Source organism: Actinophytocola sp. (assembly GCF_036378875.1).
Taxonomy (GTDB): domain Bacteria; phylum Actinomycetota; class Actinomycetes; order Mycobacteriales; family Pseudonocardiaceae; genus Actinophytocola.
The window spans coordinates 13800-31972 of sequence record NZ_DASUVO010000137.1; the positions used below are offsets into that span (position 1 = coordinate 13800).

The window sequence follows — 18173 nt, forward strand, 5'->3', positions numbered from 1 at the left end:
CTCACGCGACGTCTCCATGGGGTGACCTGGAGGTGCGCGATGCTGCAACACCGTCCTCGCCGCCCGACGCTGTCCTGGGTCCGTCACCCCGCCTTCGAGTGGCTGAGCGTCGGTTTCCTGTATCTCGTCGCCACGGCGGCCAACGTGGTCCTGGCGCTGCGCATGAGTGAGGCGTGGCCGGTCGTGCTGGCGACCGCGATGGCGCTCGTGACCGTGCTGTGCGCGATCGCGGCCTGGCGCCGCTTCTAGAGGACCCCGATCGGGTAAATTCCCCTGGCGGAGGGCAATATCCTTTCGTCCAATCGGGTGATTTTCGAGCCCGCGAATACCAAGGGTCACGGCTCGTGCGGTTGCCGTACCAGCGCAAGTGCAGATGCATGGGAACCTTGATCCTGGATTTCGAGATCAACACCCGCGTTTACCTGCGTGTTGGCCGTCGATAGGCTGTTTTGGTTCACGGGAGAACTTCGGGGTTGTGAGGTTGCGATGGGCAGCACCACGTCCAAGTACGACGCGCCGAGCATGGTTCCGGTCGGGGTGGACCCGACCAGAGCCAGCATCGCGCGCGTGTACGACGCGGCCCTGGGAGGCAAGGACAACTACGCGATCGACCGCGAGGTGCTGCGGCAGGTCGCGACCGTGGCGCCGGAAGTCAACGACCTCGCGTGGTCGAACCGAAACTTCCTGACCCGCGCGATCCGATTCCTCACCGACCAGGGCGGAATTCGGCAGTTCCTCGACTGCGGCTCCGGGTTGCCTACCGCGGAGAACACACACCAGATCGCGCAACGCATCGACGAGCACGCACGCGTCGTGTACGTCGACAACGATCCGGTGGTCATTGCCCACGGCGAGGCGTTGTTGGAGGAAAACGAGGTCACGCACTTCGTGTCCGCGGACATCTTCGAGCCGCAGGACGTGCTTCAGCACCCGCTCGTGCGCAAGTACCTGGATTTCACCAAGCCCGTCGCGCTGCTGCAGGTCGGCACACTGCATCACTACACCTCCGACAACGGCGCCGAGTTGATGCGGGAGTACGTCGACGCGCTGGCGCCGGGCAGCTTCGTCGCCATCTCACACTTCCTGGACCCCGAGACACCGGAGCTGAGCCCACTCGCGCGGCGCATGGAGGAGCTGTTCCTGCACAGCCCCATGGGCTCCGGCATGTTCCGGACGAAGGCGCAGCTGCGGGAGTTCCTGCCGGGCCTGGAGATCATCCCGCCGGGGCCGGGTGAGGAGCCGGACTTCACGCTGTCCGACATGTGGTGGCCGGACGGTCCTCGCCTGCGACCGCTCAGCCCGGTGGAGCAGTGCAGTGCGGCCGCGGTGGGCCGCAAGCCGTGAGGCGGTAGCGTCCCGCCTGTGCCAAACTTCCACGACCTGTTGAACGACGCGGCGTTGTTGTCGTTCGAGCACCAGCTGCACCTGGCGGAGACGCTCGGGGAGCACGCCTGGGAGACCGACCTCGCCGAGCCGAGGTTCTCGTTCACCGGCGACCACCCGTTGACGTGTACCAAAGTGCACCTGCTCGGCAGCGCCGCGCCCGGCCCGAAGTCCTGGCTGTGGTCGTGGGCCAACCCGTTCAACTACAGCGACGAGGTACTGGAACTTGCCACGTTCGTCCGCGACTTCGGGCAGCGGCACGACATCCCGGAGCTGTCGAACGCCGAGGTCCCGTTCGACGCCCTGCCTGGCTCACCAACCGACCCGGCCCAGGTCGCGTCGCTGATGGCGGAGGCGGCGAAGGCGGCCGCGAAACGGTGGACGGGCTACCAGGGCCCGGTCGGCGGCGGCACACGTGCCGGCTTCCTCATCGAGCACCCGGACTTCCAGCTGCCGCCGCCGGAAGGCACCCGCGTGGCCCGCGTGCTGCAGCAGGGCATCATGGAACTGACCATCAACGACCACCGCCGCGCGTTCCACGCCTACGCGGTGAACCGCGGGTTGGGCGTGCAGCACAACGGGTTGCAGCTGTACCTCACCGGTCCGGGCTTCTCCCTGTCGGTGCAGTTCAACCAACAGAACCTGATGACGGCGATGACCGCGAACCTCGGCGCGAACCAGCAGTGAGGCCCGGTCCTGAAAGACGCGATCGGGACGTTCAACGACATGAGCGCGTCTTTCGGGACATCGCCCGTGCCGTGACGTCAGGCGGTTTCGGGCGCTTCGCGCCCCGAAACCGCGCAGCGAGCCACCGGGCCACCAGGACCATCGGTGGATCTGGGCTGAACGTCCCAAGGGTGCCCTTCAGGGCAACAACCTTGGGGTTCCCGAGGGCTAGGCTTTCGCGGCCTTCGCCGCCGCCTTCATTTCCTTCTTGTGCGCACGGACGGCCAGCAGACTCGCCTCGTCGGTGATGTCCGCGACCGACAGGTGCGTGCCCTTCTTCCCGAACTCGCCGGCCGCGCGCTGCCAGCCCTTCGCCGCCAGGCCGCGCTGCTTGCCAAGCAGGGCAAGGAAGATCTTGGCCTTCACCTCGCCGTAGCCGGGTAGGGCCTTCAGCCGCTTGAGCACCTCGGTGCCCGACGGGTTGCCCGCCGTCCACACGCCGGCCGCGTCGCCGTCGTACTCCTCGACGAGGCCCTGGCACAGCGCCTGGACCCGCTTGGCCATCGAACCGGGGAAGCGGTGGATCGCCGGCGGTGTCGAGCAGAGCGCGGCGAACTTCTCCGGGTCGTACTCGGCGATGGTGCGCGCGTCCAGCGAACCGATGCGGTCGAGGATCTTCTTGGGACCGGCGAACGCGGTCTCGATGGTGATCTGCTGATCCAGCAGCATGCCGATGAGCAGGGCCAGCGGCTCGCGGTCGAGCAGCTCGTTGGCCTCGGAGTCCGTGGTCAGCCAGATCGCCATGGCGTCATCATGACACGCGCCGCCTACCTCGCCGAGAGTAGCCGCGCGGGGACGAGGTACGCCCCGTGGCGCACCACGAGTGTCGCGCTCGCGCCGACGACACGGAGGGGTCGCCGAACTGACGATATGGGGCATGACCACGACAGTCGCGCGACCAACCAGAAGGCTCACGCCCCCCACCCGCAAGTGGCTGCTGTTGCTGCACGTGATCACCTCGCTCGGGTGGCTCGGCCTCAACGTCGGCAACCTGACACTGACCGTCACGGGGCTCACCACCGACGACCCGACGACACAACACATCGCGCTCGGCGCCACGTACCTGGTCGGCGGCCCGCTGCTCGTCCCCGTCAGCCTGCTGGCGTACACGTCCGGCATCCTGCTCGGCTTCTACAGCAGGTGGGGCGTGTTCCGGTATCGCTGGGTGCTCGTGAAGTTCGTCCTGACGACGATCGCCGTCCTGCTGATCCCGCTGTCGCTGCTGCCGGGCCTCGAGGACGTGTCCGCGTTGGTGTCGGCGGCCCCGGCGAACCAGCTCGTGGACATCGGCCAGCACGGCGCGAGCATGCTGTCCGCGGGCATCGTGTCGACGACCATGTACGTCACGTGCGCCGTGCTGTCCGTGCACAAACCGTGGGGCCGGACGCGCCGGGCTGGGTAACGTGACGACGTGCTCCGACCTGACTACCCGATCAAGACCGACCGCCTGCTCCTCCGTCCGTTCGCGACCACCGACCTCGACGCCCTGCACGCCTACCAGCAACTGCCCGAGGTCGCCCGCTACCTGATGTGGCCGCCGAGGGACCGGGAGCAGGCGGCCGCGTCGCTGCGGTACCGGATCGAGCACCCGACGCTCGAGAAGGAAGGCGACATCCTTGTGTTCGCCGTCGAGCACCAGGACACGGGCGCGCTGCTGGGGGACGTGAACCTGGCGTGGGTGTCGGAGAGCGACCGCGCCGGCGAGATCGGCTTCGTCTTCGACCCGCGCCACCACGGCCATGGCTACGCCCGCGAGGCGGCGACGGAGGTGCTGCGGCTCGCCTTCGAGGAGGCCGGCCTGCATCGCGTCATCGGCCGCGCGGACGCGCGCAACGACGCGTCCGCGAAGCTCATGACCAGGCTGGGCCTGCGCAAGGAAGCCCACTTCGTGAAGAACGAGTACGTGAAGGGCGAGTGGACCGACGAGGTCGTGTTCGCGATGCTCGCCGAGGAGTGGGCCGCCAGGGGAAAACCCTGAGGCATGAACCGGGGCTCGTCCCGGATGGCAAAGATGATCTCAGCGGCGAGGCTCTTGCCCATGAAAACGATCACCGCTCTGTTGACCGCCGCGGCGCTCACCCTCGGCGCCGCCCCGGCCGCCGCCGCTGCCGAGGAGCCGCCGCTCGACCCGGCCAAGCTCGCCGCCGCCATCGCGGACCTGCCCAACGACGAGGCGAGTGGTGCGCTTCTCCAGGTCCGCGGCGCGGATGGCTGCTGGCAGGGCACTTCCGGTGTCGGAAACGTCCGCACTGGACAGAGAGTCCCGCAGAACGGGCGCTTTCGTATCGGCAGCATGACCAAGACGTTCGTCGCGACGGCCGCGCTCCAGCTCGTCGTGCGCGGGGACCTCGAACTCGACCGGACCGTCCAGTCCTACGCGCCCGACCTGCTGCCCGCCGAGTACCCGCCGATCACCATCGACCACCTGCTCACCTACACCTCCGGCCTCCCCGGCATCCGCATCGACCACAAGGACCCCGTCTGGTTCCTCGAGCACCGGTTCGACACCTGGACCCCACGCCAGCTGTTCGACCTCGCCTTCTACCAGGACGGCAACGTGTTCCCGATGATGTTCGACCCGGGTGAGCAGCAGCGCTACGGCAACATCGACTACCTCGTCCTCGGCGCGGTCATCGAGAAGGTCACCGGCCGGCCCTACGGCGACGCGATCCGCGACGGCATCATCAAGCCGCTTCGTTTGTCGGCCACCACGGTGCCCGGCACCGACACCAAGATCCACGGTCCGCACGCCCGCGGTTACGAGGAGCAGAACGGGTCCTTTGTGGACATCACGGAGGCCAACCCGACCTACCAGTGGTCCGCCGCCGAGATGATCTCCAACGCGCCCGACCTCGACAGGTTCCTCGTCGCGCTCATGTCCGGCCGGCTGCTGCCGCCCGCGCAGACCGCGCTGCTGTTCGAGGTGCCCGACGTGCCCCTCTACAACGGCAAGGGTGCCCGTGCGTACCTCGGTCACGGTCTTGCCCGGCTCGCCGTCGGCGATGTCGTGTTCTGGGGCAAGACCGGTGACCGGCCCGGCTACAACAACGGCATGGCCGCGACCAAGGACCTCACCCGGCGGGCCGTGTTCTCTGTCAACACACTGCACATGGGCGGCGCCGAGCAGCCGGCGGTGACGCAGAAGATCGTCGCGGCCGTCGCGGGGCTCGCCTGAGCGTCACTACCCGTACGCGTGTACTGTTTGGCTGGGCTAAGCAGACGCACACGCGCGCAAAGACGACGCGAGAGGAGCATCCCGGCACATGGCCAAGATCAAGGTCCAGGGCACGGTCGTCGAGCTCGACGGCGACGAGATGACCCGCATCATCTGGCAGTTCATCAAGGAAAAGCTGATCCACCCGTACCTGGACATCAACCTCGAGTACTACGACCTCGGCATCGAGCACCGGGACGCGACCGACGACCAGGTCACCGTCGACGCCGCCAACGCCATCGGCAAGCACGGCGTCGGTGTGAAGTGCGCCACGATCACCCCGGACGAGGCGCGGGTCGAGGAGTTCGGCCTGAAGAAGATGTGGCGGAGCCCGAACGGCACGATCCGTAACATCCTCGGCGGCGTGATCTTCCGCGAGCCGATCGTGATCTCGAACATCCCGCGGCTGGTGCCCGGCTGGACCAAGCCGATCATCATCGGTCGTCACGCCCACGGCGACCAGTACAAGGCCACCGACTTCAAGGTCCCCGGCCCCGGCACGCTGACCGTCACCTACACCCCGGCCGACGGTGGCGAGCCGATGGAGTTCGAGGTCGCGCAGTACCCGGAGGGTGGCGGCGTCGCCGTCGCGATGTACAACTACCGCAAGTCCATCGAGGACTTCGCGCGTTCGTCGTTCCGGTATGGCCTCGAGCGCAAGTTCCCGGTCTACATGTCGACCAAGAACACGATTCTCAAGGCCTACGACGGCATGTTCAAGGATGTCTTCCAGGAGATCTTCGACGCCGAGTTCAAGGGCGACTTCGACGCCGCCGGCCTGACCTACGAGCACCGGTTGATCGACGACATGGTCGCCGCCGCGCTCAAGTGGGAGGGCGGTTACGTCTGGGCGTGCAAGAACTACGACGGTGACGTCCAGTCGGACACGGTCGCGCAGGGCTACGGCTCGCTGGGCCTGATGACGTCCGTGCTCATGACCCCGGACGGCAAGGTCGAGGCCGAGGCCGCGCACGGCACCGTGACCAGGCACTTCCGCCAGCACCAGGCCGGCAAGCCGACGTCGACCAACCCGATCGCGTCGATCTTCGCCTGGACCCGTGGCCTCGAGGCACGCGGCAAGCAGGACGGCACGCCCGAGGTCATCGGCTTCGCCGAGACGCTGGAGCGGGTCATCATCGAGACCGTCGAGAGCGGCAAGATGACCAAGGACCTGGCGCTGCTCATCGGCAAGGACCAGGAATGGCAGACCACCGAGGAGTTCCTCGCGACACTTGACGAGAACCTCCAGAAGAAGATGGCTTCTGCCTGATTAGTTTGACAATTGCCGCGCCCGCACGAGTTTGTGCGGGCGCGGCTTTTTTCTTTACGGAGCGTGGTGTTCGGGACGAACGCTACTTCCCGAGTGTGGTTTATGCGCAGACTCTTTTCGTTTACCAGGTGGTTGAGCTATACCTGTCATGAAAATGTCAGGCCCGCCTGAGGAGCGTTACCGTGCTCAAGTTGACCGGAAAGCGAACGGTGATCGCGGCCGCACTGCTCGCGGGGGTGGTCCTCCTGTACGTGCAGGGCAACGAGGAACGGCAGCAGGGCAACACGTCCAGCGAGACCGCGACCTGCCGCGTCGCCGCCAAGGAGGACGGCGTGCGGATCCGCAACGCTCCCGTCCCGGAGGACCCGGCCAACGTCGTCGACGAACTGGCCGCCGGCGAGGAGGCCGACGCCACCACGGAGATCCAGAACGGTTTCCGCAAACTCAGCGAGGGCCGCTGGGTGTCGGTGGAGTTCACCCAACCCCTCGAAGGCCGTAAGTGCTGAGTTCTGATCAGGGCTCGTACTTGATCGTCTTCATCGTCAGGTGTGAGTCGACACGGCCGATGCCTGGGGTGTCCTCGAGCTGGTTGGTGACGAAGCGTTCGAAGGACTCGAGGTCGGCGGTGGCGACCCGGAGGAAGTAGTCGGGCAGGCCGAACATGCGGCGGAACTCGACGACCTCCGGATAACCGGCGACCTGTTCCTCGAACCGGGCGACCGTGGCGCGGTCCTTGACGGCGAGGTCGACGTTCACGATCACCTCGAACGCGCGGCCGGCCCGTGTCGGGTCGAGGCGGGCGTGGTAGCCCGTGATCACACCGTCCTGTTCGAGACGGCGGACCCGGCGCAGGCAGGGCGCTGGGGTGAGCCCGACGCGGTCGGCGAGTTGGGTGTTCGTGAGCCGGGCGTCCGCACGCAACTGCTCGATTATTGCCCGATCAATGCGATCCACGGCCTGATTATTGCGGGGCGGCTGCCAATGCGGCAACGATTCGCAATCGCATTGTCCCAGGTCACGGCTATCGTTGCGGCGTGGCGACGATCTCCGAGCTGTACCACTACCCCGTGAAGGGCTGTGCCGGTATCCGCGTGGCGGCCGGCGTCCTCGGCCTGGCGGGCCTCGAACACGACCGCCGCTTCCTGGTCACCGATCCGGCCGGCACCTACCGGTCCCAGCGCCGCGACCCCCTGCTGGCCACGATCCAGCCGGCGGTGGACGGCGAGCGGCTCACCTTGTCCGCGCCAGGCGCCGCGGCGGTCCACGTGCCGATCGACGAGTCAGCGCCCCGGCGACCGGTCACGCTCTTCGGCGACCCCTACACCGGCATCGACCAGGGCGAGGAGGTCGCGGCCTGGCTCAGCGCGGTGCTCGGCACGCCGAGCCGGCTCGTGCTCGCGCCACCCGAGCACCAACGGATCACCGACGGCCTGACTCCCGGCACGTCCGGATACGCCGACAGCTGCGCGGTGCACCTGCTGTCCGAGGCGTCGCTCGAGGAACTGAACGAGCGCGTCGACCGGCCGCTGCCGATGAGCCGCTTCCGGCCGAACATCGTGGTCGAGGGCTGGGACGCGTACGAGGAGGACCACGCACTCCGCCTGAGCACGGGCACGGTCGAGCTGGGATACGGCAAGCCAGCGACCCGCTGCGTCGTCGCGATGGTCGACCAGCTCACCGGCACCAGGGCCGGGCCCGAGCCGCTCCGGACCCTCGCCACCTACCGTCGCAGCGCGGCGGGCGGGGTCGCGTTCGGCGCGAAGTTCGCGGTCGTGCGGCCCGGGCCGATCGCGGTGGGGGACGTGCTCACCGTGACCGAACGGTCCGCGGCGAGCCTCGCCGAGCCTCAGTCCAGGTCGACGACCAGACCCTCGTCGGCGGCCAGCAGTTCGCCGCTGTAGTGCTCGGCCGCCTGTCGCAGAGACACGCCGCGGTCGTTGCCGGGCCAGAAGTGCGTCAGCATGAGCCGGCGGGCCTCCGCCTCCGTCGCCCAGTAGCCGGCCTCCGCGGCGGACAGGACGTTGCGCGGGCCGTCCGGCTGCTGTTGCAGCGTGGCGTCCATGATGTAGAGGTCCGCCCGCCGGCCGAGGTCGGCAAGCGCCGGCGACGGGCCGGTGTCGCCCGTGTAGGCGACCGTCCGGTGACGGGTCGTGGTCAGGCGGACGCCGATGTTCGGTACGTAGTGCGGTAGTTCGACGCCGAGTACCTCGAACGGGCCCACCTTGTTCGTGCCGGCCAGCTCCCGCACCTCGAACAGCTCGGCAAGCCGGGGCGACGGCTCCAGGCTGTCGACCAGCTCGGCGACCCCAGGCGCGCACAACAGCGGGATGGGGTCGAACGCACGCTCGCCGTAGTGGCGGACCCGCAGGAGCGCGTTGAGGTCCACACAGTGGTCGCTGTGCCTGTGCGTGATCACCACGGCGTCCACGGCGCCGTTGGGGCACAGCGCGAGCAGCCTCGGCAGCGTGCCGAAGCCCAGGTCGAGCACCAGCCGGAAGCCGGCGTGCTCCACGAGGAACCCGGCACACGCACGTCCCGGCTCCGGCCACGCCGCACAGCTCCCGAGCACGGTGATCTTCACGACTGGGCAGCCTAGTGGGAGAAGCGGTGTGACAGGGTCGGCCGCGTGGACGAACCCCTACTCGTCGAGCGGCGCCCGCTGCCCATCGAAGGCCGGTTGGGCCAGCAGCTCGCGTTCCTGATCGAGGTGGACCGCCTCAAGACCATCCTGCGGGCCTCGACCCTGGCGGCGGTGCAGCGGCGGGAGAACGACGCGGAGCACTCGTGGCACCTGGCGCTGATGGTGCTGGTCCTGGCCGAGTACGCCGACGAGCCGATCGACGTCGGCCACACCGTCCGGCTGGTCGTCGTCCACGATCTCGTCGAGATCTACGCGGGCGACACGCCGCTGTACGACGACACGCTGCGGCTCGACCAGGTCGAGCGTGAGCTGGCCGCCGCCGACCGTCTGTTCGGGCTGCTCCCGGAGGACCAGGCCCGCGAGTTCCGTGCCCTGTGGGACGAGTTCGAGGCCCGCCAGACCCCGGAGGCCCGCTTCGCGAAGGCCATCGACCGCCTCGAACCAAACCTCCTGAACTGGATGGCCGCCGGCGGCACGTGGCAGACGCCCGGGGTGACCGCCGACACGGTGCGTGCGCGAACTGTCCACATTGGTGAGGCGTCCGCAGCACTCGGCGAGGCCATGGCCGCGTTGGTCGGGGGCGCGACCCGCAACGGATGGCTTGCCGCTGGTCAGCAGGGTGTGACGGGACCCGCGTAACCATCGGGGTAGCGGGACGGCTAGTCTCCCGCGTCATACCGATTGGGCTAACCCGCCAGCACCCTCGGTAGGGTTCCCGGTCCCAAGGCCCCCAAACGGGGGTAACACGATCGTGACAAGCGCAGGAGGCGCACCAGTGCGCGACCGAGTTGCCTCGGCAGCAGCAAGGCTCGTTCGGGTTTGTGTGGTCCTGGCCCTGGTCCCGGTCATGCTGCTGACCGGGATAGCGGCAGCGAGCGCGAGCACGGCGGACGGCGTCGCCGCCTCGAACATGCAGTTCCCCATCGGCCCCGTCGGTGTGGCCGCGGTCGTCGTCGGCCTTGGCGGCCTGGTGACCGGCCTGGTGCGGCACCGCCGCCGCGAGACGGCCGCGTCGAAGTCCGAGCCGGAGACGGTGATCATCGACAAGGCGGCCGCCTGACCGCTGCGTGAGCGACCTCTGGGAGAATCGGGGCCGTGACGGAAACGCCTGAACGTCGTCCCCGCGTCCTGTCCGGGATCCAGCCGACGGCTGACTCGTTCCACCTCGGTAACTACCTCGGCGCGGTCCGCCAGTGGGTCGCGCTGCAGGAGACGCACGAGACGTTCTACTGCGTGGTCGACCTGCACGCGATCACCGTCGAGCACGACCCCAAGCTGCTTCGCAAGCGCACCCGCGTCTCCGCGGCCCAGCTGCTGGCGCTGGGTATCGACCCGGAGCGGGCCACGCTGTTCGTCCAGAGCCACGTGCCGGAGCACGCGCAGCTCGGCTGGGTCATGCAGTGCCTCACCGGCTTCGGCGAGGCCAGCCGGATGACCCAGTTCAAGGACAAGTCGGCCAAGCAGGCACAGGACCGCATCACGCTCGGCCTGTTCGGCTACCCGTCACTGCAGGCCGCGGACATCCTGTGCTACCAGGCCAACCACGTGCCGGTCGGGGAGGACCAGCGTCAGCACCTGGAGCTGACCCGCGATCTCGCGCAGCGCTTCAACTCACGCTTCGGCAGGTCGTTCACGCTGCCGGAGGCGTACATCCTCAAGGACGCGGCCAAGATCTACGACCTGCAGGAGCCTGGCGCGAAGATGAGCAAGTCGTCGTCCTCGCCTGCCGGCATCATCGACCTGCTCGACGACCCCAAGGTGTCGGCCAAGAAGATCCGGTCGGCGGTCACCGACAACGAGCGCGAGATCGTCTACGACCCCGAGCGCAAGGCCGGCGTGTCCAACCTGCTCGTGATCCTCTCGGCGTTCACCGACCGCACCCCGGTGCAGCTGCAGGAGGACTACGCGGGCAAGGGCTACGGCGACCTGAAGAAGGACGTCGCCGAGGCGCTCGTGGAGTTCGTGACCCCGGTGCAGGCGCGGGTGAAGTCCTACCTCGACGACACGGGCGAGCTCGACAAGATCCTGGCCCGCGGCGCGGAACGGGCCCGCGAGGTCGCCTCGCGCACGCTTGCGCGGACGTACGAGAAGCTGGGGTTCCTGGCCGGGACATAACCGCATACGGGCGGTAACTTCGGTCCGTGGCGGACAAAGAATCGTTCCTGGTGAGGCAGCGCCGAGCGCGGCCGTGGCTCGATCACATCGTGCGGGCGGGTGAGGCGTACACCGAGCGTTACGGCAGCCAGCACGCCGCCGCGATCACGTACTTCAGCGTGCTGTCGCTGTTCCCGCTGCTGATGATCTCGTTCGCCGTCGGCGGCTTCGTGCTCGCCGGCAACGCCGCTCTCCTGACGGAGATGAAGAACGGCATCACGGACGCGGTGCCGGCCGGGCTCGACGAGATCGTCAACGACGTGATCGACGAGGCCATCGAGTCCAGGGGCGCGGTCGGGGTGCTCGGTCTGCTGGCGGCGCTGTACTCGGGCCTGGGCTGGATGCAGAACCTGCGGGACGCGCTGACCGCCCAGTGGGGTCTCGAGCACAAGCAGCGACCGTTCCTGAGCACCATTCTCAAGGACGTGCTGGCGCTGTTCGGTCTGGGTCTCGCGCTCGCCGTCTCGTTCGGGCTGTCGGCCGCGGGCAGCGGCCTTGGCTCGTGGCTGCTGGGCCTGGTGGGGCTGTCGGACGACGCGTGGGCGCTGTTCCTGTTGCGGCTGGCCACGATCGTGCTGTCACTTGCCGCGAACTGGTTGGTGTTCCTGTGGGTGCTGTCCCGGCTGCCCAGGGAGCGCGTGAGCGCCCGCTCGGCGGCGCGGGGTGCCATCGCGGCGGCCATCGGCTTCGAGCTCCTGAAGCAGGGTTTCACGATCTACCTGGAGATGGTGACCAACTCGTCGTCCGGCAGGGTGTTCGGTCCCATCATCGGTCTGCTGCTGTTCGCGAACCTGGTGTCCCGCTACCTGCTGTTCATCACCGCGTGGACGGCAACGGCGAAGGAGAACATCGTCCCGAGGGCCTCGCTGGCGCCGCCGCCGGCGGTGATCAGCCCACGGGTCGTCGTGCGCAAGGGACCGACGGCACGCGGCGCCCTCGGCCTGTTCGGTGCGGGTGCCGTACTGGGCCTGCTGTTGCGGAAACGGCGTTAGGCCGTGCGGTTCGCGCGTGCGGCGCGTGCCCTGCGGCGGCGGAACCACATCGCGACCGTCACCATGACCGCGATGCCCGCGAGGACCACCAGCGGCAGACCGACGTTGCCGAACGCCGACCGGTTCTCGTCGCTCGTGTCGGTCGACGCGGCCTGGTCGTCCACGGGCCGGTTCACGGCGTCGTTCTTCTGCTGGTTCGTGTCCTGCTTGGGCTGGGCCTCCGGCGCCTTGGTCACCAGCTCGCCGACGGGCTTGGAGTTCGCCGCCACCAGCCCGAAGCCGTAGTCGAGCAGCGAGGCGCCCTGCTCGGCCAACGTGCTCTGGGTCTTCTCGCCCCGCAGGAGCACCACGACGAGCCGGCGGCCGTTGCGCTCCGCCGCGCCGACGTAGGTGTGCCGGGAGTCGTCGGTGAAGCCCGTCTTGCCGCCGAGGAAGCCCTCGTACGTCCGCAGCAGGGTGTTGTCGTTGTTGATCTGGAAGCCCGCCCGGTCGGCATAGCCCGGGAAGTCGATCCTGGGCGTCTTGGCGGAGTTCCTGAACTCCTCGTGCTGCATCGCCGCCCGGAAGATGAGGCTCTGGTCGTAGGCCGAGGTCGTCATCCCGGGACCGTCGAGGCCGGACGGCGTCGCCGCGCGGGTGTCGAGTGCGCCCAGCTCCTTGGCCAGGGCGTTCATCTTCTCCAGCGCGACCTCGGGGCCGCCGAGCGCACGGGCCAGCGCGAAGGCCGCGTCGTTGCCGGAGCGCATCACGAGCGCGTGCAGCAGCTGGTCGACCGTGTACTGGCCGCCGGGGCCGATGCCGACCTTCGTGCCCTCCTGGTTGGCGTCCTCCTGCGTGCCGGTGACGACCATGTCCGGGCTCAGCTCGCGGATCACCACGATCGACAGCAGGACCTTGATCAGTGATGCCGGGCGCTCCCGCGCGTGCGGGTCCTTGGCGGCGAGCACGTCGCCGGAGTCGAGATCGGAAAGGACCCATGTGGCAGCCGTCACAATCGGAGGCGTTGGGCTACCCTCCGGTTGGACGATCCCGCACTCGCCCATTCGGGTTCCCCCGACCGGTTCTTCAGGTACGGGGAGTGGTGTGGGGGAAGGGCTGCCGGGCGCTGGCTCCTCGGAGGTGTCGACGGCTGGCGGCGGCACCGGGAGGTGCTCGCAGGCACCCTGTGCGGCGTCGTTTTGGCCGGTCGTCGGCTGCCCTTGCCGTGCGTAGCGTGCGGCAACGGCCCCGGGGGCGGCGACAATTGCGGTCATGACCAGGGCGCATAGCGACAGGACAAAGGCCGGCACGAACCTGGTGGCTGCAAGGCGCACGTCCTGCAGCCTAGGGCTTCTCGGTGCCGCGGCGTCGCCGACCCTCTGGAAGAACCCAGAAGAGGGCTTTGCTAGCGACTGTCGGCAAGTGCCCCCTGAACGGGTGAAACGCCCGGGTTACCAGCATCGGACCGGCGGCTAGATTGAACGTGTGAACGCGCCGAGCACCGGGCAGCAAGCAAAGGTGTCCTCGCGGCAGCAGTCGCGGCTGCTCGCGTTGCTGCGGGACGAGGGCCCGATGTCCAGGGTCGCGCTGGGTGAGCGGCTGGATCTGCCCCGCGCGAAGTTGACCGGCGAGCTGACCCGGCTGGTCGACACCGGCCTGGTGGAGATCGGCGGACCGGCCGCGAGCCGGGGCGGGCGCCGGTCGACGCTCGTGCACCTCGCCGACGACCTGCGGTTCATCGCGGCCGACGTGGGTGCGACGTCCATCAACGTGGCCGTCACCGACGGTCGCTGCGAGGTGCTCGCGATCGAGAGCGAGGACTGTGAGGTCCGGCTCGGGCCAACACCCGTGCTCGGCCGGGTCGTCGACCTCGCGGTGCGGGTGTTGGAGAAGGCGCCCGGTCGACTGCTCGGCGCCGGCATCGGTCTGCCGGGTCCGGTGAGCTTCCGCGACGGCATGCCGGTCGCGCCGCCGATCATGCCGGGCTGGGACCGCTATCCGGTGCGCGACGAGCTGGCCGGCAAGTGGGGCTGTCCGGTCACCGTGGACAACGACGTGAACGTGATGGCCCTCGGCGAGCGGCACGCGGGCGTGGCGCGCTCCCTCGACGACCTCATCTTCGTGAAGGTCGGCACCGGCATCGGCTGCGGCATCGTTCTCGGCGGCAAGGTCTACCGCGGCGTGGCCGGCACCGCGGGCGACATCGGACACATCCGGCTCGACGACTACGGGCCAGCGTGCGCGTGCGGGGAGGTCGGCTGTCTGGAGGCGTACTTCGGCGGCGGGGCCCTGGCCCGCGACGCACTGACCCTGGCCCGTTCGGGCCGCTCGACGATGCTGGCGGAGCGACTGCAGGAGAAGGGCAAGCTGTCCGCCCAGGACGTGGGCGAGGCGGCGACGGCGGGCGACTTCGCCGCCGCGAACCTGGTCCGCGAGGGCGGCCGCCGCCTCGGTCACGTGGTGGCGTCGCTGGTCAGCTTCCTGAACCCGGGCATCGTCGTCATCGGCGGCGGCGTCTCCCGCCTTGGCCACCCGCTACTGGCGGAGGTCCGCAGCTCGGTCTACCGCCGCTCCCTCCCGCTGGCGACGGGCAACCTCCCGATAGTCCTCTCCGAACTGGGCGAACTGGCCGGTGTGACCGGCGCGGCGTGGTCCGCAACAGACAGAGCCTTCGCCCCCATGAACTAACCGCGTGTCCAACGCCCAGAACCCGCGTGTCCAACAAATCTGACGCGCGAGTTCAACAAACGCGCCCACCGGTTTGTTCAACTCACCGGTCCCCACGGTTGGACACGCGAGGGTTGGGGTTGAGTTCGGCAGAACTTTTGATGGTTTGGTTCGAAAGAGGTGCTCGTATGTTGCGCCGTTCGGACTATTGCGGACCGATGTGCCCCTGAGACAGGGTGGTTTGTGAGTTAGAGCACCGGTCTTCGATCGGACCCTCAACGAAGTGGAGCGCCGGTGGGCCAGAGCCGTCCGGCAGACCAGGCCGGTCTGCGTAGAGGGAACCTCGCACTGCTCGTGCGTACCCTCCGCGACCACGGCGCGCTGTCCAGGGCGCAGCTGGCGGTCCGGTCCGGGCTCTCCAAGGCCACCGTCTCCAGCCTCGTCACCGACCTCGAAGCGCGAGGCCTCGTGTACGACGTCGGGGTGTCCGCCGGCGGGCAGGGGCGGCCCGGTCAGCTGGTCGACCTGCGGCCCGACAGCGTGTGCGGGGTCGGGCTGGACGTGCACGTCGGGCACATCGGGGTGCTGGTCACCGACCTCGGCGGTGAGGTCCTCCGCCAGGACCGGACCGTCGTCGACGTGCCAGCGCTCGGGCCGGAGCGAACGCTCGACCTGCTCGCCCAGCTCCTGACCGACACCATGGCCGGGCTGGAGAACGCGATCGGGGTCACCGTCTCCGTCCCCGGGCTGGTCGACACACAGGCCGGCACGGTCCCGTTCTCCCCGCGGCTGCGCTGGCGCGACGTCGCCGTCGTCGACGGGCTCGCCGCACGCACCGGCCTCCCGCTCGACCAGATCGTCGTCGACAACGACGCGAATCTCGGCGCGATGGCCGAGTTCGCGACCTTGGACGTGGCCGACCTCGTCTACCTGACCGGCGACTACGGCATCGGCAGCGGCGTGATCGCCGGCGGCCGGCTCGTGCGGGGCGCGGGCGGGTTCGCCGGCGAGATCGGGCACATGGCGATGGACCCGCTCGGCCCGTACTGCTCCTGCGGCCGCCGTGGCTGCTGGGAGACGCAGGTCGGACTGGGCGCGCTGCTACACGCGTGCGCCGACCCGGACGACCCGATCCGCGACCCGGCTCTCGACCTCGACCAGCGGATGCGGATGATCCGCGCCCGCGCCGAGCAGGGGGATCGCCGCACGCTCGACGCACTGCACCAGATCGGCACCGCCCTGGGCACCGGCGTCTCGTACCTGGTGAACCTGCTCAACCCGGCCGTGGTGGTTCTCGGCGGTTACTTCGCCGCGCTGCCCGAGTGGCTGGTCGAGCCGATCCGGCACCAGGTCGTGGCGCACGTCCTCGCCCCCGGCGCGGGCGGCGCGACGGTGGTCGGCTCGCGACTCGGCTTCACGGCGGCCACTGCGGGCGGCGCGTTGGCGTCACTGCGCCGCGTGCTGGAGGACCCGACCGTCGTGCCGGTGATCGAGGCTACGGAAGAGGAGGCTCCCGCGTGAGCGAACCATCGGCGTCGACAGAAGCCGCAGAGGAAGTTCTCCTGACGATGTCCGGCATCGTCAAGGCCTTCCCCGGCGTGCGTGCGCTGGACGGGGTGGACCTCGAGGTCCGCGCCGGCGAGGTGCATTGCCTGCTCGGGCAGAACGGCGCCGGCAAGTCCACGCTGATCAAGGTCCTGGCCGGCGCGCACCAGCCCGACGGTGGCGACATCATCTGGCAGGGCAGACCGACGACCTTGAACTCGCCGGTCGTCGCGCTCCGCCTCGGCATCGCCACGATGTACCAGGAGTTGGACCTCGTCGACGGGCTCTCCGTGGCGGAGAACATCTTCCTCGGCCACGAGCCGTCGACGTTCGGGTTCAGCCAGCGCCGGGCCGCCCGCAACCGGACCCGTGAGCTGATGGCCCGCCTCGGTCATCCGGAGATCCCGCCGAGCCGCGAGGTCGGGCTGCTGTCGGCGGCAGGCCAGCAGCTGGTGTCGATGGCACGCGCGCTCGTGCACGACGCCCGGCTGATCATCATGGACGAGCCGACCGCCGCGCTCGCCGCCGACGAGGTGGACAACCTGTTCCGCGTCGTCGAGGACCTCACGAACGACGGCGTCGCGGTCGTCTACATCTCCCACCGGCTGGACGAGATCCGCCGCATCGGCGACCGGGTCACGGTGCTCAAGGACGGCCGCACTGTCGCGTCGAACCTGCCGGCGGACACCCCGACCTCCGAACTGGTCAACCTGATGTCCGGCCGCATGGTGGAGACCGTCTTCCCGCACCGCGAAGCGTCCACAGTGGATGAAGCGAACGAGGTGCTCCGCGTCGAGGGCCTGAGCCGGGCGAGCGAGTTCACCGACGTCAGCTTCACCGTTCGGGCCGGCGAGATCGTCGGCATCGCCGGGCTGGTCGGCGCCGGCCGCAGTGAGGTGCTCGAAACCGTCTACGGGGCACGGAAATCCGACCAGGGCGCGGTGTTCGTCAACGGCAAGCGGTTGCGGCCGGGCAGCGTGACCGCGGCCGTCGCGGCGGGTGTTGGCCTCGCCCCGGAGGAACGCAAGAGCCAGGGGCTCCTGCTGGACCAGTCCGTGGCCAACAACGTGACGCTCGCGAGCCTGCCGGAGTACAGCCGCGCCGGTTTCACCGACCGGGGCAAGGAGTTGCGGGACTCCCGCGCCACGCTGGAACGACTGGACCTGCGCCCGGCCGACCCGCGCCGGATCGTGCGCACGCTCTCCGGCGGAAACCAGCAGAAGGCGGTCGTCGCCCGGTGGTTGGTGCGGGACTGCAAGGTCCTGCTGCTCGACGAGCCGACCCGCGGCGTCGACGTCGGCGCGCGGGCGGAGCTGTACCGGCTGATCCACGAGCTCGCGGCAGGCGGGGTGGCCGTGGTGCTCGTCTCCAGTGAGGTGCCGGAGGTGCTCGGCCTGTCCGACCGCGTGCTCGTGATGCGGGAGGGCCGGTTGCTCACCGAGGCACCGGCCAGTGAGCTGACCGAAGCGTCCATCTTGGACATGGTGATGGAAGGTAGCGAGGTGATGGCATGAGCGGAGCTTGCGGAGCGAATCGTGGATATTCACGCCGCCGCCGAGCCCGCGGAGGGCGCCGGTGGAGCGGAGCTTGCGGAGCGTTCCG

General features: G+C 69.0%; 20 protein-coding genes. 16 read left to right on the forward strand and 4 right to left on the reverse strand.

Translation table 11 applies throughout. The features are described 5' to 3' along the window. Positions 1 to 39: 39 nt before the first annotated feature. From VF106_RS39665 to VF106_RS39675, 3 genes are all read left to right on the forward strand, one after another. Positions 40 to 249: a hypothetical protein gene (locus tag VF106_RS39665; RefSeq protein WP_330845153.1), complete on the forward strand. Its 210-nt coding sequence runs from the start codon at positions 40 to 42 to the stop codon at positions 247 to 249. Positions 250 to 486: 237 nt separating this feature from the next. Further along, on the forward strand, positions 487 to 1344 hold the full coding sequence (locus tag VF106_RS39670; RefSeq protein ID WP_330845154.1) for an SAM-dependent methyltransferase: 858 nt from the start codon (positions 487 to 489) through the stop codon (positions 1342 to 1344). Between the two features lie 18 nt (positions 1345 to 1362). Beyond that, the gene (locus VF106_RS39675; RefSeq protein ID WP_330845155.1) at positions 1363 to 2070 is read left to right on the forward strand and encodes a DUF6882 domain-containing protein; all 708 of its coding nucleotides are present in this window, start codon (positions 1363 to 1365) and stop codon (positions 2068 to 2070) included. A 207-nt stretch (positions 2071 to 2277) separates the two neighbouring features. Here the strand turns inward: VF106_RS39675 and VF106_RS39680 are convergent, their stop codons facing one another. Next, the gene (locus tag VF106_RS39680) at positions 2278 to 2853 is read right to left on the reverse strand and encodes an HhH-GPD-type base excision DNA repair protein (RefSeq protein ID WP_330845156.1); all 576 of its coding nucleotides are present in this window, start codon (positions 2851 to 2853) and stop codon (positions 2278 to 2280) included. Between the two features lie 133 nt (positions 2854 to 2986). Here VF106_RS39680 and VF106_RS39685 point away from each other — a divergent pair, with 133 nt between their 5' ends. From VF106_RS39685 to VF106_RS39705, 5 genes are all read left to right on the forward strand, one after another. Beyond that, positions 2987 to 3511, forward strand: a complete 525-nt coding sequence (locus tag VF106_RS39685; RefSeq protein ID WP_330845157.1) for a hypothetical protein — start codon at positions 2987 to 2989, stop codon at positions 3509 to 3511. A gap of 9 nt (positions 3512 to 3520) precedes the next feature. After that, the gene (locus VF106_RS39690; protein ID WP_330845158.1) at positions 3521 to 4087 is read left to right on the forward strand and encodes a GNAT family N-acetyltransferase; all 567 of its coding nucleotides are present in this window, start codon (positions 3521 to 3523) and stop codon (positions 4085 to 4087) included. A gap of 60 nt (positions 4088 to 4147) precedes the next feature. Beyond that, on the forward strand, positions 4148 to 5284 hold the full coding sequence (locus VF106_RS39695; RefSeq protein ID WP_330845159.1) for a serine hydrolase domain-containing protein: 1137 nt from the start codon (positions 4148 to 4150) through the stop codon (positions 5282 to 5284). A gap of 88 nt (positions 5285 to 5372) precedes the next feature. Then, on the forward strand, positions 5373 to 6593 hold the full coding sequence (locus VF106_RS39700) for an NADP-dependent isocitrate dehydrogenase (protein ID WP_330845160.1): 1221 nt from the start codon (positions 5373 to 5375) through the stop codon (positions 6591 to 6593). A gap of 182 nt (positions 6594 to 6775) precedes the next feature. Further along, on the forward strand, positions 6776 to 7099 hold the full coding sequence (locus tag VF106_RS39705; RefSeq protein WP_330845161.1) for an SH3 domain-containing protein: 324 nt from the start codon (positions 6776 to 6778) through the stop codon (positions 7097 to 7099). Positions 7100 to 7106: 7 nt separating this feature from the next. On the opposite strand, the gene VF106_RS39710 is transcribed toward VF106_RS39705, so the two are convergent. After that, complete coding sequence (locus VF106_RS39710; protein ID WP_330845162.1) at positions 7107 to 7547, reverse strand: Lrp/AsnC family transcriptional regulator; 441 nt, start codon at positions 7545 to 7547, stop codon at positions 7107 to 7109. A gap of 80 nt (positions 7548 to 7627) precedes the next feature. Between VF106_RS39710 and VF106_RS39715 the strand changes: the two genes are divergently transcribed. Beyond that, positions 7628 to 8494: an MOSC domain-containing protein gene (locus VF106_RS39715; RefSeq protein ID WP_330845163.1), complete on the forward strand. Its 867-nt coding sequence runs from the start codon at positions 7628 to 7630 to the stop codon at positions 8492 to 8494. On the opposite strand, the gene VF106_RS39720 is transcribed toward VF106_RS39715, so the two are convergent. Then, the gene (locus VF106_RS39720; RefSeq protein WP_330845164.1) at positions 8440 to 9174 is read right to left on the reverse strand and encodes an MBL fold metallo-hydrolase; all 735 of its coding nucleotides are present in this window, start codon (positions 9172 to 9174) and stop codon (positions 8440 to 8442) included. The two genes, VF106_RS39715 and VF106_RS39720, sit on opposite strands and share 55 nt — an antisense overlap. A gap of 45 nt (positions 9175 to 9219) precedes the next feature. On the opposite strand from VF106_RS39720, the gene VF106_RS39725 reads away from it, so the two are divergent. The 4 genes from VF106_RS39725 to VF106_RS39740 all read left to right on the forward strand — a co-directional run bounded on the left by VF106_RS39725 (position 9220) and on the right by VF106_RS39740 (position 12380). Continuing rightward, positions 9220 to 9873: an HD domain-containing protein gene (locus tag VF106_RS39725; protein WP_330845165.1), complete on the forward strand. Its 654-nt coding sequence runs from the start codon at positions 9220 to 9222 to the stop codon at positions 9871 to 9873. A 136-nt stretch (positions 9874 to 10009) separates the two neighbouring features. Further along, on the forward strand, positions 10010 to 10294 hold the full coding sequence (locus VF106_RS39730) for a hypothetical protein (RefSeq protein ID WP_330845166.1): 285 nt from the start codon (positions 10010 to 10012) through the stop codon (positions 10292 to 10294). 35 nt (positions 10295 to 10329) lie between these two features. Beyond that, entirely contained in the window at positions 10330 to 11349 is a 1020-nt protein-coding gene (trpS, locus tag VF106_RS39735; RefSeq protein WP_330845167.1) for a tryptophan--tRNA ligase, read from the forward strand. 26 nt (positions 11350 to 11375) lie between these two features. Beyond that, complete coding sequence (locus VF106_RS39740) at positions 11376 to 12380, forward strand: YhjD/YihY/BrkB family envelope integrity protein (RefSeq protein WP_330845168.1); 1005 nt, start codon at positions 11376 to 11378, stop codon at positions 12378 to 12380. Here VF106_RS39740 and VF106_RS39745 read toward each other — a convergent pair. Then, positions 12377 to 13633: a serine hydrolase gene (locus VF106_RS39745; RefSeq protein WP_330845169.1), complete on the reverse strand. Its 1257-nt coding sequence runs from the start codon at positions 13631 to 13633 to the stop codon at positions 12377 to 12379. The two genes, VF106_RS39740 and VF106_RS39745, sit on opposite strands and share 4 nt — an antisense overlap. A 298-nt stretch (positions 13634 to 13931) precedes the next feature. On the opposite strand from VF106_RS39745, the gene VF106_RS39750 reads away from it, so the two are divergent. From VF106_RS39750 to VF106_RS39760, 3 genes are all read left to right on the forward strand, one after another. Continuing rightward, positions 13932 to 15047 carry an ROK family transcriptional regulator gene (locus tag VF106_RS39750; RefSeq protein WP_330845172.1) on the forward strand — a complete coding sequence of 372 codons (1116 nt, stop codon included), beginning with the start codon at positions 13932 to 13934 and terminating at the stop codon, positions 15045 to 15047. A gap of 273 nt (positions 15048 to 15320) precedes the next feature. Further along, positions 15321 to 16547 carry an ROK family transcriptional regulator gene (locus tag VF106_RS39755; RefSeq protein WP_330845170.1) on the forward strand — a complete coding sequence of 409 codons (1227 nt, stop codon included), beginning with the start codon at positions 15321 to 15323 and terminating at the stop codon, positions 16545 to 16547. A 47-nt stretch (positions 16548 to 16594) separates the two neighbouring features. Next, entirely contained in the window at positions 16595 to 18085 is a 1491-nt protein-coding gene (locus VF106_RS39760; protein ID WP_330845173.1) for a sugar ABC transporter ATP-binding protein, read from the forward strand. Positions 18086 to 18173 lie beyond the last annotated feature (88 nt).

Bases quoted from the DNA above. Each gene is read 5' to 3' on its own strand.
- VF106_RS39745 (WP_330845169.1), bottom strand. From the start codon at position 13,633: ATGACCGCAATTGTCGCCGCCCCCGGGGCCGTTGCCGCACGCTACGCA.
- VF106_RS39700 (WP_330845160.1), top strand. From the start codon at position 5,373: ATGGCCAAGATCAAGGTCCAGGGCACGGTCGTCGAGCTCGACGGCGAC.
- VF106_RS39685 (WP_330845157.1), top strand. From the start codon at position 2,987: ATGACCACGACAGTCGCGCGACCAACCAGAAGGCTCACGCCCCCCACC.
- VF106_RS39695 (WP_330845159.1), top strand. From the start codon at position 4,148: ATGAAAACGATCACCGCTCTGTTGACCGCCGCGGCGCTCACCCTCGGC.
- VF106_RS39750 (WP_330845172.1), top strand. From the start codon at position 13,932: ATGTCCAGGGTCGCGCTGGGTGAGCGGCTGGATCTGCCCCGCGCGAAG.
- VF106_RS39665 (WP_330845153.1), top strand. From the start codon at position 40: ATGCTGCAACACCGTCCTCGCCGCCCGACGCTGTCCTGGGTCCGTCAC.
- VF106_RS39760 (WP_330845173.1), top strand. From the start codon at position 16,595: ATGTCCGGCATCGTCAAGGCCTTCCCCGGCGTGCGTGCGCTGGACGGG.
- VF106_RS39680 (WP_330845156.1), bottom strand. From the start codon at position 2,853: ATGGCGATCTGGCTGACCACGGACTCCGAGGCCAACGAGCTGCTCGAC.
- VF106_RS39670 (WP_330845154.1), top strand. From the start codon at position 487: ATGGGCAGCACCACGTCCAAGTACGACGCGCCGAGCATGGTTCCGGTC.